Below are 14,028 nucleotides of genomic sequence, written 5' to 3'. Positions count from 1 at the left end.
GTTCGGACACGCTGAAAGCGCTTACACAACCGGTTCGACGGCCTCCGAGGCCCTCCCTCCCGGCCAATTCGCCGTTTCCTCACCGACACCAGCGATGACGTTTCGGGGGTTACGTCCATGGCTTCACCTGTCGCCGACCGTTTGTCCACGTTGGATCCACGGCGCCGGTCGGCGCTGGCGACACTGCTCGGCGCCCGGAGCGGGCCGGGCCCGTCGGCCATCCCGCTCCAGCCGCGCGACGGGCGGACGTTCCCGTGCACCCCGGCCCAGCAGCGCCTGTGGCTGGCCGACCAGGTCGGCACCGGCGCGGTGGCGGTGCCCAACGCGACGTTCGGGCTGCGGCTACGCGGCCCGCTCCGCCTCGACGCGCTGCGCACGGCGCTGACCGGGGTGGTCGACCGGCACGAGTCGATGCGCACGCGGTACGGCGTGACCGGGGGCGTTCCGCACCAGATCGTCGGTCCGGCCGCGCCGGCACGCATCGACCTCGTCGACGTGACCGGGTCCGCCGCCCGCGAGGAACGGGTCGCGGCGATCACCGCCGCGGCGGCCGCCGAACGCTTCGACCTGGCCACCGGCCCGCTGTTCCGGCTGACGCTGTGCCGGCTGTCCGACGACGACCACGTCCTGCTCTTCGCCGGGCACCACATCGCGTTCGACGAGCAGTCGATCGACGTCGTGCTGCGCGAGCTGGCCGCCGGGTACGCGGGGGAGGCCCCCCGTACGCAGGTGCGACCGGACTACGCGGACTACGCGTGCTGGGCCGCGGAGCAGGAGGTGCCCGCGTCGGCCGACCGCTACTGGCGCGAGCGGCTCGCGCCGCCGCTCCCGGAGCTGGACCTGCCGTTCCTCACCCCGGCGCCGCGCCGCGCGGCCGGCACCGAGAGCGTGCGGCTGCGGCTGGCCGCCGGGCGGCTGGAGCGGCTGCGTGCGGTCAGCGGCGACCGGACGCCGTTCGTCACGCTGCTCGCGGTGCTCGACGTGCTGCTCGCCCGGTACACCGGGCGGACCGACGTCACGGTGGGCACCGTCTCCGCCGGCCGTCCCCGCACGGAGCTCGAGCCGCTGGTCGGCTGTTTCCTCAACCCGCTGGTGCTGCGCACCGACCTCGCCGGCGCGGCGACCTTCACCGAGGTCGTGCGCCGGGTCCGTACCGGCGTGACGGAGGCCTTCGCGCACGAGGTGCCGTTCGACCGGCTGGCCGCCCGCGCCCCGCGCCGTCCCGGCGTCCACCCCGTCTTCCAGGCCGCGCTGCACGTCCACCGGCACCGCGCCGACGAGGGGAGCTGGCCCGGCCTGACGACCGAGGTGTGGCACCACGAGGTCGGCGCCGACGCGCTCGATCTCACGGTCGAGGCGACCCCGTTACCGGACGGCACCACCGACCTGACGTTCCGCACCCCGCGCGGCGCCGCCGAGCCGGGCGCGGTCGAGCGTTTCGCGGAGGCGTTCCGGACGCTCGTCGACGCGCTCGGCGAGGCACCGGACGCCCCGCTGGAGGACGTCGGCCGCACCCCCCGGGCGGACCGCGAGGTGCTCCGCCGCTGGAACGCCACCGCGCGCGAGGTGCCGGCGCGCACGGTCGCGGAGCTCGTCGCCGAGCGCGTCGCCACGATCCCGGACGCGGTGGCGGTGACCGGAGCCGGGCTCCCCTGGACCTACCGCGACCTGGGCCGCGAGGTGTCCGCGCTGGCGGCGCGGCTGCGCGCGGCCGGGTGCCGCCGGGGCACGCTCGTCGCGGTGTGCCTGGAGCGGTCACCGTGGCTGGTGGTCGCCACGCTGGCGGTGTGGCGGGCCGGCGGCGCCTACGTGCCGGTCGACCCGGGGTACCCGCGCGACCGCCAGGCGCTGGTGCTCGCCGACAGCCGGGCCGCGCTGATCGTGACCGAACGCGCCCGGGAGGCCCGGCTGCCCCCGACGCCTCCGGTCGTTCCGGTGGACCCGCCCGCGCCGGGCCCGGTGGGGGAGGAGCCGACCGGCGGGCCGGAGCCCGACGACCTCGCGTACGTCCTCTACACGTCCGGCTCCACCGGGCGCCCCAAGGGCGTGGCGGTCGAGCACCGGGCGCTGGGCAACCTGATCGCCGACTTCGCGCACCGCCTGGACGCCGCACCGGCCGACCGGTGGCTCGCGGTCACCTCGCTCGCGTTCGACATCGCCGCGCTCGAGCTCTACCTGCCGCTGGTCACCGGCGCCCGGCTGGTCGTCGCCGGCGACGCCGCGGCCAGGGACGGCCGCGCGCTGACCGCGCTGATCCACCGCGAGGGCGTCACCCACGTCCAGACCACGCCGTCCCGCTGGCGACTCCTGCTCGCCGGTGGCTTCGGCGACGAGGGCACCGGCCGGAGCGTGACCGCGCTGGTGGGCGGCGAGGCGCTGCCGCCGGTGCTGGCCCGGCGGCTGCGGTCGCGGGTCGGGCGGCTGCTCAACGTGTACGGCCCCACCGAGACCACGGTCTGGTCCTGCGTCTGGGACGTCCCGGCCGGCGTCGAGGACGTCGTGATCGGCACGCCGCTGGCCAACACCCGGGTCCGCCTCTCCGACGAGGACGGTCGCCCGGTGCCGGTCGGAGCCGTCGGTGAACTGTGGATCGGTGGCCTCGGGGTCGCGCGCGGCTACCTCGAGCGCCCCGGCCTGACCGCCGACCGGTTCCGCCCCGATCCGGACGGGCCGCCCGGCGCGCGCGTCTACCGCACCGGCGACCTGGCCCGCTGGCGCGGCGACGGTCAGCTCGTGTTCCTCGGCCGCACCGACGACCAGGTGAAACTCAACGGGCACCGGGTCGAGCTGGGCGAGATCGAGAACCGGCTCGGCGCGGTCGACGGCGTCGCCGCGGCCGCCGTCGCGGTCACCGGCGACGTGACCGGCGAGCGGGCCCTGGTGGCCTACGTCGTGCCGGTGCCCGGCGCGCCGTGGGAGCCGGGCCGCCTGCGGTCCGCGCTGGCCCGCACGCTGCCCGACGTGATGGTGCCGCGCCGGTACGTCGCGCTGGAGCAGTTGCCGTCGACGCCGAACGGCAAGCTCGACCGGGCCGCGCTGCCCACCCAGGACCCCACCCCGGAGTCCGCCGACCACCGGCCGCCGAGCACGCCGGCCGAGCGCGTCGTCGCCGCGGTGTTCGCCGAGGTGCTCGGGCTCGACCGGGTCGGCGCCACCGACGACTTCCTCGCGCTGGGCGGCCACTCGCTGCTCGCGATGACGGTCGCCGCGCTGCTGTCGGAGCGGTTCGGCCGCGAGGTCGGGGTCGCCGCGGTGTTCACCTGGCCGGTCGTGGCTGACCTCGCCGCCGAGCTCGACCGGACCTCCGCCGACCCGGCCCGGGCCGAGCCAGCGCTCGCCGCCGCGGCGCGGAGCCCGATCCGGCCCCGCCCGGCCGGCGCCGAACCCGCGCCCCTGTCCCGCGGCCAGCAGCCTCTCTGGTTCCTGCACCAGCTCGACCCGGACGACGCCTCCTACAACATGCCGCTGGTCTACCGGTGCGCCGGCCCGCTCGACCCGGACGCACTGGACCGCGCGCTGACCGCCGTCGTCGCACGCCACGAGGCCCTGCGTACCCGGTTCGGGCTGATCGACGGTGCGCCCGCGCTGCTGGTGGACCCACCCGGCGACGTCGTGGCCACCCGCGTCGACGTCACCACCGCGCCGGATCCGGTGGGTGCGGCGCGGACGCTGGTCGCCGGGTGGACGAACGCGCCGTTCGACCTGGAGCGCGACCGCCCGATCCGCGCCGGCCTGATCCGCCTCGGGCCCGACGACCACGTCTGGTGCCTCGTCGTGCACCACATCGGCGGCGACGGGCAGTCGCTGGCGCTGCTCGTCGACGACCTCCGGCGCGCCTACGCCGGGGCGCCGCGGCCGGCGTCACCGGTGCAGTACTCGGACTTCGCGGTCTGGGAGCGCGCGGTGGTCCGCGCCGGCGAGGACGACGCGTTCGTGTACTGGCGCGACCGGCTCGCCGGGGTGCCGGTGCTGGACCTGCCGACCGACCGGCCGCGCCCGTCGCTGCCCAGCACCCGGGGCGCGTTCGTGCGTCACCGGCTGCCGGTGGAGCTCACCGAGGCGCTCGAGCGGCTCGCGGTGGCCCGGCGCAGCACGCTGTTCGTGGTGCTGCTCGCGGCCTACCAGGCGGTGCTCTCCCGGCTGAGCGGGCAGAGCGACTTCTGCGTCGGCACGTCGGCGTCGGCCCGGGCCCGGCCCGAGGTCGCGCCGCTGATCGGGATGTTCACCGACACGCTCGCGCTGCGCGCCGACCTGAGCGGCGACCCGACGTTCGCCGAGCTGCTCGGCCGTGTCCGCCACACCGTCCTGAGCGCGTTCGGGTACCCGCGGATCCCGTTCGAGCGGCTCGCCGCGGCCTGGCACCTGCCGCGCGACGCCAGTTTCCACCCGTTCTTCCAGACCATGCTGATCCTGCACACCGAGGACGCGGCCGGCACCGACGTGCTGCCGGGCGTGCGTGCCGAACTGTTCGACGACGGCGTCGCGTCGGCGAAGTTCGACCTGATGGCGGAGTTCTGGCGGGAACCCGACGGGCTCGCGCTGGCCCTCAACTACCGCACCGACCTGTTCGACGCCGCGACCGCGTCCGGGGTGGCCGAGCGGCTCGAGGCGCTGCTGCGCGCGGCGGTCGCCGCCCCGGACCGGCCACTGTCCGCGATGGAGCTGGTGCCGCCGTCCGAGCGGTCCCGCCTGCTGGCCGCCGGCACCGGCACGTTCCCCGACGGCGCCCCGGCCGACGTCGTCGTGCTGGTCGCCGAGCGGGTGCGCCGCGCACCGGACGCGGTCGCGATCGTCGACGGGACCGACCAGGTCACGTACGCGCAGCTGGCCGAGCGGGCCCGGGGGCTCGCGGCCCGGCTGCGCGCGCTCGGCGTCGGGCCCGAGACGCCGGTCGCGGTCGCGCTGCCCCGCTCGGCGGAGCTGATCGTGGCGCTGCTCGGGGTGCTCGAGGCGGGCGGCGCGTACGTGCCGATCGACGCCGGCCACCCGCCCGCGCGGATCGAGTTCCTGCTGCGCGACAGCGGCGCGACCGTGCTGGTCACCGACGCACCCCACGACCACTTCCCGCCGGTGGACCACGTGGTGCTCACCGGCGACCGCACGCCGGCCCGGACCGTGCTCGCGGCGCCGGCGCCCGCCGCCCCCGCTTACCTCATCTACACCTCCGGCTCCACCGGCACCCCCAAGGGCGTCGTGGTCACCCGCGAGGCCCTCGCCGCCCGCGTCGAGTGGATGCGCCGCCGCTACGCCCTCGGCCCGGCCGACCAGGTCGTCCAGTTCGCCTCGGTCAGCTTCGACACCCACGTCGAGGAGGTCTGGCCGGCGCTCACCTCCGGTGCGCGGCTGGTGCTGCTGCCCCCCGGCGACGACCTGCCCGACCTCCTCGAGGACCACCCGGTCACCGTCCTCGACCTCCCCACCCCGTACTGGCACGAGCTGGTCACCACGCTCGACCAGGTGCGCCTCCCGGAGTCGCTGCGGCTGCTCATCCTCGGCGCCGACCAGGTGCGTGCCGACGCGCTCGCGACCTGGCGCCGGCACGTCGGGGACCGCGTCGAGGTGCTCAACACCTACGGCCCCACCGAGGCCACGGTGATCGCCACCGCCGCCGCGCTCGGCGGCGACGACGTGACCGGGCGCCCACCGATCGGCCGGCCGATCGACCGCACCCGCCTCTACGTCCTCGACGACCACCTGACCCCGGCGCCGTCGGGCGAGCTCTGGATCGCCGGAGACGGCCTCGCCCGGGGGTACCACGGCCGCCCCGGCCTCACCGCGGACCGCTTCCGCCCCGACCCGTTCGGCCCGGCGGGCACCCGGATGTACCGCACCGGCGACCGGGTGCGCTGGCGGGCCGACGGCCGGCTGGAGTTCCTCGGCCGGCTCGACGACCAGGTGAAGATCCGCGGCTACCGGGTGGAGCTCGGCGAGGTGGAGGCCGCGCTCGGCGCCCAGCCGGGCGTCCGGCAGGCGGTCGTGGTGCCCCGCACCGACTCCGGTGGGCACCGGACGCTCGTCGGGTACCTGGTGGGGGAGGCCGACCCGGCGGAGGTGCGTGCCGGGCTGGCCGCGCGGCTGCCGTCCTATCTGGTCCCGACCCACCTGGTGGCCGTCGGCGAGATCCCGCTGACCACCAACGGCAAGGTCGACCGGCGCGCGCTCCCGGCCCCGGACAACCGGCCGGTCACCGGCTACCTCGCCCCGCGCACGCCCACCGAGGAACTGGTGGCCCAGGTGTGGGCCGCGGTGCTCGGCCTCGACTCGGTCGGCGTGCACGACGACTTCTTCGCGCTCGGCGGCCACTCGCTGCTGGCGACCGGCGCGGTCGCCCGGCTGTGCACGCTCGTCGACTGCGACCTGACGGTCCGCACGCTGTTCGCCGCGCCGACCGTCGCCGGTCTGGCCGCGGCGATCGACCGGCTGCGTGCCCGCCCCGGCACCACCGACCGGCCGGTCGTCGTCCGCCCGGCGGACGCCGGTCCCGCGCCGCTCTCGCTCGGCCAGGAACGGCTCTGGTTCCTGCACCAGCTCGACCCCGACGACGCCTCCTACACCATCCACCTGGCGTACCGGCTGCGTGGACCGCTCGACCCGGCGCGGCTCGAGCACGCGCTCGGCGTCGTCGTCGACCGGCACCAGGCCCTGCGTACCCGGTTCGCCGAGGTCGACGGCGAACCGGTGCAGGAGGTGCTGCCGGCCCGCGGGATCACGCTGCTGCGCGCGGAGGCGTCCGGCCCCGACGAGGCCCGCCGGTCGGTCGCGGAGTGGGTCAACACCCCGTTCGACCTGGCCACCGGGCCGCTGATCCGGGCCGGGCTGGTCCGGCTCGGCGACCAGGACCACGTGCTCGCCGTCGTGCTGCACCACATCGCCGGGGACGGCCGCTCCGCCGGGGTGCTCGCCGCCGAGCTGCGCCGGGCCTACGCCGGCGGTGAGCTGCCCGCCCTCCCGGTGCAGTACGCCGATTTCGCGACCTGGCAGCGGGCCCGGACCGACGACGAGGAGCTCGGCTGGTGGCGGGAGCAGCTGGCCGGCGTGCCGCCGCTGGACCTGCCCACCGACCGGCCGCGCCCGGCGGAGCCCTCCTCGGCCGGGAACTTCCTCGTCGCCGACCTGCCCGAGCCGGTGGTCCGCGGGGTGCGCCGGCTGGCCGCCGAGTCGTCGGCGACACCGTTCGTGGTGCTGCTCGCGGCCTACCAGGTGCTGCTGGCCCGGCTGACCGGCTCGCCCGACCTCTGCGTCGGCACGCCGGTCGAGAACCGGCCGCGGGTCGAGGTGGCCGACCTGATCGGCTTCTTCGTCAACACGCTGGCGCTGCGCGCGGACCTGACCGGCGCGCCGACGTTCCGCGAGCTGGTGGCCCGCGTCCGGGACACCGCGTTCGCCGCCTACGCCCGGCAGGACGTCCCGTTCGACCGGATCCTCGGCGCGCTCGACCTCCCGCGCGACGTCGGACGCACCCCGCTGTTCCAGACGATGTTCACGCTGCACACCGAGGACGCCGCCGGCACCGACCTGCTGCCCGGCGTCGACGCGGAGTTCTTCGACGCCGAGTTCCGGCAGGTCAAGTACGACCTGAGTCTCGACGCCTGGTGGACGCCGGACGGCCTGCGGCTGGTCTTCGGGTACCGCACCGACCTGTTCGACCGCGACACCGTGGCGCAGTGGGCGGAACGGTTCGCGGCCCTGCTCACCGGGCTGCTGTCCGATCCCGACCGCCCGGTGCTCGGCCGGCTGACCCGGCGGGCGGCGCCGGTGCTCAGCGCACCCGCGCCCTACGTGGCGCCACGCACCGCCGCCGAGGAGCTCGTCGCCGACGTCTGGTCGGAGCTGCTCGACCTCGACCGGGTCGGGCTGCACACCGACTTCTTCACCGCCGGCGGCCACTCGCTGCTGGCGATGAAGATGCTGGCCCGGCTCCGCGCGGCGACCGGGACCCGGATCCCGCTGCGGACGGTGTTCGGCCACCCGGTGCTGGAGCGGTTCGCCGCCGCGGTCGAGGAGGCGCTCGTCGCCGACCTGGCCGACCTGTCCGACGACGAGGCCGCGGCGTTGCTGGCCGCCGAGGAGGGATCGACGCCATGACGACCGACGCACTCTCCCCGGCCAAACGCGCGCTGCTCGAACGGCGGCTGCGTCGCCGCGCCGCCCCGGTGACGACGATCCCGGCCCGGCCGGACGACGAGCCGCCGCGGCTCTCGTTCGCCCAGGAGCGGCTGTGGTTCCTCGAGCAGCTCACCCCGGGCAGCGGCGCCTACACGATCCCGGTGGTCCTGCGGATCCGCGGCCCGCTGGACACCGCGGCGCTGCTGGCCGCGGTCCGCGGCGTGGTGGCCCGGCACGAGCCGCTGCGCAGCCGGTTCACCGACGCCGGTAACGGCCGGCCGGTGCTCACCGTCGACCCACCGAGCGCCGCGGACACGATCGGGATGGCCGTCGTCGACGTGCCCGAGGAGCACGCCCAGGCCCGCGTCGAGGCGCACGTGACGCAGCCGTTCGACCTGGCCACCGGCCCGCTCGTGCGCCCGCTGCTGCTCCGGCTGGGGCCGGTGGACCACCTGTTCGTGCTGGCGATCCACCACGTCGTGACCGACGGCTGGTCGATGGACCTGTTCCTCGACGAGCTCACCGCGCTCTACGACGACCGCCCGGCCGACCTGCCGGAGCTCCCGGTGCGCTACCGCGACTACGCGGCCTGGCAGCGCACCCGGACGGACGGGCCGGAGAAGGACGCCGACCTCGACTACTGGCGGGGCGCGGTCGCCGGCCTCGAACCGCTGGACCTGCCGACCGACCACCCCCGCCCACCCCGGCAGACGTTCCGCGGCGCGGAGCACACCGTCGACCTCGGAGCCGCGGTGCGCACCGGCGTCGCCCGGCTGGCCGACACCACCGGCGCGACGCCCTACATGGTGCTGCTGGCCGGTGTCCACGCGCTCCTGGGCCGCTACAGCGGGCAGTCGGACTTCGCGGTCGGGTCGCCGGTGGCCGGCCGCACCCACGGTGAGCTGGAGAAGCTCGTCGGGATGTTCGTCAACACGCTGACGCTGCGCGCCTCGCTCGGGGGTGACCCGACGTTCGCCGAACTCGTCCGGCGCACCCGGGAGACGTGCCTCGACGCGTTCGCCCACCAGGAGCTGCCGTTCGAGCAGCTGGTGCAGGCCCTGAACGTGCCCAGGGACGTGTCCCGCTCGCCGCTGTTCCAGGTGCTGTTCGCGCTGCAGAACTACGCCGAGCACAGCGGCCGGGCCCCGCACGGCACGACGCTGGAACACTGGTCGGCTCCGGTCACCGCGACGCGCTTCGACCTGGAGATCTACGTCCGGGACGACCCCGCCGGGCACCTGTGGGCGACGTTCGTCTACAACATCGACCTGTTCCGGCCCGACACCGTCGAGCGCCTCGCCGATCACCTGCACCGGTTGCTCTCGGCCGCGCTGGACGACCCGGACCGGCCGGTCTCCGGCCTCGAACTGACCACCGCGGACGAGCGGTCCGCGCGGAGCGGCCCACCGGTCGAGCTGCCCGCCGACGCCACCCTGCCGTCGCTGATCGCCGAGACGGTGCGCCGCCGCCCGGCCGCGGTCGCGGTGACGTTCGAGGGCGCGGACCTGACCTACGCCGAGCTCGACGCCCGCGCCGCCGAGCTCGCCGGCCGGCTGCGTGCGCTCGGCGTCGGACCCGGTGACCTGGTCGCGGTCTGCGCCGAGCGGTCGCCGGAGCTGGTCGTCGCGCTCTACGCGGTGCTGCGCACCGGCGCCGCGTACCTGCCGCTCGACCCGGAGTACCCGGTGCGCCGGCTGGAGCACATGCTCACCGACAGCGGCGCGTCGGTGGTGCTCACCCAGCGCCGCTTCGCGACGTTGCTGACGTGCGAACGGCGGATCGTCCTGGACGACGCCCCGACGGACGCCGCCGGCGGCGAACCGGGACCGGGGCCCCGGCCCACTGACCCGGCGTACGTCATCTACACGTCGGGCTCCACCGGCGGGCCGAAGGGGGTGCCGAACACCCACCGGGCCATCGTGAACCGGCTGGACTGGATGCAGCGCACCTACCGGCTCGGCGACGACGACGTCGTCCTGCAGAAGACCCCGGCCAGTTTCGACGTGTCGGTCTGGGAGTTCTTCTGGCCGCTGCTGGCCGGTGCCCGGCTCGTACTGGCCAAACCCGGCGGCCACAAGGACGCCGAGTACCTGCGTGACCTGGTGCGTACCGAGGGCGTCACGACGCTGCACTTCGTGCCCTCGATGCTGGCGATGTTCCTCGGCGCCGACGGGGTCAGCGGCTGCGCGTCGCTGCGCCGGGTGATCTGCAGCGGCGAGGAGCTCCCGGTCGACCTGGCCCGCCGGTGCCTGGCGCTGCTCCCGGCCGAGCTGCACAACCTCTACGGCCCCACCGAGGCGGCGATCGACGTCACCGCGTGGCCGTGCGGTGCCGACGCGCTGGAGGGGCTGCCGCGGGTGCCGATCGGCGAGCCGATCCAGAACCTGTCTTTGTACGTGCTCGACGACCGGCTCCGGCCGGTGCCGGTCGGGCTGCCCGGTCAGCTGTTCATCGCCGGGGTCGGCCTGGCCACCGGGTACCTGAACCGGCCCGCGCTCACCGCCGAACGCTTCGGCCCGGACCCGTTCGGCCCGCCCGGCTCCCGGATGTACGCGACCGGTGACCTGGCCCGCTTCCGCCCGGACGGCACCCTGGACTTCCTCGGGCGGATGGACGGCCAGGTCAAGCTGCGCGGCCTGCGGATCGAGCTCGGGGAGATCGAGGCCGAGCTGCGTCGCCGGCCGGAGGTGCGGGAGGCCGCCGTGGTCGTCCGCGAGGACAACCCCGGCGACAAACGCCTGGTCGCCTACCTGGTGGCGCCCGGCGGCGTGGACGACACCGCGCTGCGGAGCGCGCTGCGGAGCGTGCTGCCCGACCACTTCGTGCCGGCCGCGTTCGTCGAGCTGCCGGCCCTGCCGCTGACGCCGAGCGGGAAACTCGACCGGCGGGCGCTGCCGGCCCCGGTGATCCGGCGCGACACGTCGACCGCGCTGGTGGAGCCGCGCACCGACACCGAGCGGCTGATCGCCGGTATCTGGTCGGAGCTGCTCGGCGTCGACACCCTCGGTATCGACGACGACTTCTTCGACCTGGGCGGCCACTCGCTGATCGCCACCCAGGTCGCCGCGCGGCTGCGTACGGTCGCCGCCGGTGGGGTGTCGGTGCTCGACCTGTTCGCGCACCGCACGATCCGCGACCTCGCGGCGCTCGTCGAGCAACCGGCGCGGGCACGGGGGCCGCGCCGGTTGCTCAACGAGCTCACCCGGGAAGTCCCGGCCGCGCAGCGGGTGGCCACGCTGGTCTGCGTTCCCTACGGCGGCGGCAGCGCGGTGGTGTACCAGCCGCTGGCCGACGCGCTGCCGGCCGGCTGGTCGCTGTACTCGGTCGCGATCCCCGGCCAGGACATCGGGCTGCGTGAGGACCCGCTGCCGTTCGACGAGCTGGCCGCGCAGTGCGTCGCCGAGGTGATCGAGCGGATCGAAGGCCCGGTGATCGTCTACGGGCACTGCGGGGTGGGCTCCTCGCTGGCCGTCGAGACGGCCCGGCGGCTGGAGGCGGCCGGCCGTGCGGTCGAGGCGGTCTACATCGGAGCGGTGTTCCCGTTCGCGCGCCCCACCGGCCGGGTGCTGTCGCTGCTGTCGCGGATCGCCGGGCGCGAACGGCTGCTCGGCAACCGGGTCTACGAGAACTGGCTGCGCTCGATGGGCGTCGACATGGCCGAGCTGGACCCGGCCGAGTCGGACGTGATCGTCGCGAACATGCGGAAGGCCTCCGAGATCGCGGAGGAGTACTTCACCGGGTTGTTCGCCGGCGGCGGCGCCGGGCTGCGTGCGCCGATCGTCTCGGTGGTCGGCAACCGCGACCCGCAGACCGAGTTCTACCAGGAGCGCTACCGCGAGTGGCACTTCCTGGCCCGGTCCGCATCGCTCGTCGTCCTGGACGAGGGCGGGCACTTCTTCCTGAAGTACCGGGCCGCCGAACTCGCCGAGATCGTCACCACCGTCCACCGCACCGACGAGCTCCGGCGCGACGCCGAGAACGGGTGGCGGGTCGAGGGCCGCTCGACCGCGCCGCCGGCCGGGCCCGGCACGCCGCCCGCCCCGGCCGCGTCGGCTCCGGGGGGCTCGCCGGGGCCGGAGCCGAGCCTGCGCCGCTTCGGGACGGTCGCCGCGGCACAGCTGGTCTCGATCGTCGGCTCGGCGCTGAGCGAGTTCGCGATCCCGCTGTGGATCTACACGCAGACCGGCTCGCTGGTGAAGTTCGCGACGTTCGCGGTCCTCGGCCTGGTGCCCGGGATGCTCGTCGCGCCGTTCGCCGGCGCGGTCGTCGACCGCTACGACCGGCGCCGGGTCATGCTGCTCGCGGACGCCGCCGCGGGCGGCAGCCAGGCCGTGCTGCTCGGCCTCGCGCTCACCGGCAACCTCGGCGTCGGCGCGATCTACGTGCTGCTCGTGACGCTCTCGGTCGCGCTGACGTTCCAGCGGCTGGCGTTCGCGTCGGCGGTGCCGCAGCTGGTGCCCAAGCGCTACCTCGGGCACGCCAACGGCGTCGTGCAGATGAGCTTCGGCGCCGGACAGTTCCTGGTGCCCCTGGTGGCGGCCGGGCTGCTGGCCACGATCGGGCTGCCCGGCATCCTGCTCGCCGACGTGCTCAGCTACGGCGTCGGCATCGCGGTGCTGCTGTTCGTGCGGTTCCCGAACACGATGGCCTGGGTGCGGCGGGAGACGTTCTGGCAGGAGGTCGTCGGCGGCTGGCGCTACTCGCTGGGAGCCGGTGGCCTGCGCCCGGTGCTGCTGTTCTTCGCGGTGCTCAACCTCTTCATGACCCCGCTGTTCCTGCTGCTCTCGCCGCTGGTGCTGTCGTTCTCCGACCTGGAGGCGGTGGCGCGCACCAGCATGGCCGGTGGCCTGGGGGCGGTGCTCGGCGGGTTGCTGATGAGCGTCTGGGGCGGGCCGCGGCACGACCGGGTGCGCGGGATGCTGCTCGTCGTCGGAGGGCTGGCGCTGTTCAGCGCGGTGCCCGGTCTGCGCCCGAGCGAGTGGCTGGTGGCCCTCGGCGCGTTCGGGATGTCGTTCGGGCTCACGCTGGCCAACGGCGTCTACACGACCGTGGTGCAGGTCAAGGTCCCGCAGCGCTACCACGGCCGGGTGTTCGCGGTGAACACCGTGATCGCGTTCTCCACGATCCCGATCGGCTACGCGGTCGTGGCGCCGCTCGGCAGCGCGCTGCTGGAGCCGCTGATGGCCCCGGACGGGGCGCTCGCCGGCAGCGTCGGCGCGCTCATCGGCGTCGGCGAGGGCCGGGGGATCGCCCTGCTGTTCCTGCTCCTGGCGGCCGCGATGGTCGCGCAGGTGCTGATCTCGCTGCGCCTGCCCAGCCTGGCGCGGTTCGACGACCGGGTGCCGGACGCGATGCCCGACGACCTGATCGGCGCGAAGGCGCTGGCGGAGAAGAAGAAGGAGCGACGGAGATGAGCACCGAGCGTCAGTACGAGGTGGTCCTCAACCTCGAAGAGCAGTACTCGATCTGGCCGACCGACTACGACCGGCCCGCGGGCTGGCGGGCCGAGGGCACGGTCGGCACCCGGCAGGAGTGCCTCGACCACATCGACACGGTCTGGACCGACATGCGTCCGCTGACCGCGCGGGAGGCGTCGTAGATGGACGCGACCGAGTCGACGGTCGCCCGGATCTGGACCGACCTCGGGCTGCGCCCCACCTCGGCCGACGACGACTTCTTCGCGCTCGGCGGGCAGTCGCTGACGCTGGTGCGGTTCCTCGCCCGGGTGCGTGAGGAGCTCGGCCTGGAGCTGCCGGTCGACGCGCTGTTCGAGACCGACCTGACCGTCCGGGCCGCGGCGAACGTCGTCACGACGGCCCGGCTGGACGCCGCCGACGCCGACGACCTCGCCCGCGCGCTCGCCGAACTCGACGGGATGTCCGAGGCCGAGCTGGCGGCGCTGCTGGCCGAGGGCGGGTGACG

The 14,028-nt window shown here is 75.3% G+C and carries 4 protein-coding genes; all 4 read left to right on the top strand.

Going from position 1 to position 14,028, the window contains the following annotated elements:
* Positions 1 to 117: 117 nt before the first annotated feature.
* From ABD437_RS13805 to ABD437_RS13790, 4 genes are read left to right on the top strand one after another with little or no spacing between them, the layout of a single operon-like run.
* On the top strand, positions 118 to 8,085 hold the full coding sequence (locus tag ABD437_RS13805) for an amino acid adenylation domain-containing protein (protein ID WP_344649198.1): 7,968 nt from the start codon (positions 118 to 120) through the stop codon (positions 8,083 to 8,085).
* Positions 8,082 to 13,520, top strand: coding sequence for a non-ribosomal peptide synthetase/MFS transporter (locus ABD437_RS13800; RefSeq protein ID WP_344649197.1), 5,439 nt, complete (start codon positions 8,082 to 8,084; stop codon positions 13,518 to 13,520). Before ABD437_RS13805 ends, ABD437_RS13800 begins: the two co-directional genes overlap by 4 nt.
* Complete coding sequence (locus ABD437_RS13795) at positions 13,517 to 13,705, top strand: MbtH family protein (protein WP_344649196.1); 189 nt, start codon at positions 13,517 to 13,519, stop codon at positions 13,703 to 13,705. The genes ABD437_RS13800 and ABD437_RS13795 overlap by 4 nt, the downstream gene beginning before the upstream one ends.
* Positions 13,706 to 14,026, top strand: coding sequence for a phosphopantetheine-binding protein (locus tag ABD437_RS13790; protein ID WP_344649195.1), 321 nt, complete (start codon positions 13,706 to 13,708; stop codon positions 14,024 to 14,026). It begins immediately after the preceding gene.
* The last annotated feature ends 2 nt before the right edge of the window (positions 14,027 to 14,028 follow it).

The organism is Cryptosporangium japonicum, from assembly GCF_039524755.1.
Lineage (GTDB): Bacteria > Actinomycetota > Actinomycetes > Mycobacteriales > Cryptosporangiaceae > Cryptosporangium > Cryptosporangium japonicum.
This window is presented reverse-complemented; position numbering and strand designations above follow the sequence as displayed.

What these genes read in the sequence shown, in the direction of transcription:
- ABD437_RS13800 (WP_344649197.1), top strand. Translation starts at nt 8,082, where the DNA reads ATGACGACCGACGCACTCTCCCCGGCCAAACGCGCGCTGCTCGAACGG.
- ABD437_RS13790 (WP_344649195.1), top strand. Translation starts at nt 13,706, where the DNA reads ATGGACGCGACCGAGTCGACGGTCGCCCGGATCTGGACCGACCTCGGG.
- ABD437_RS13795 (WP_344649196.1), top strand. Translation starts at nt 13,517, where the DNA reads ATGAGCACCGAGCGTCAGTACGAGGTGGTCCTCAACCTCGAAGAGCAG.
- ABD437_RS13805 (WP_344649198.1), top strand. Translation starts at nt 118, where the DNA reads ATGGCTTCACCTGTCGCCGACCGTTTGTCCACGTTGGATCCACGGCGC.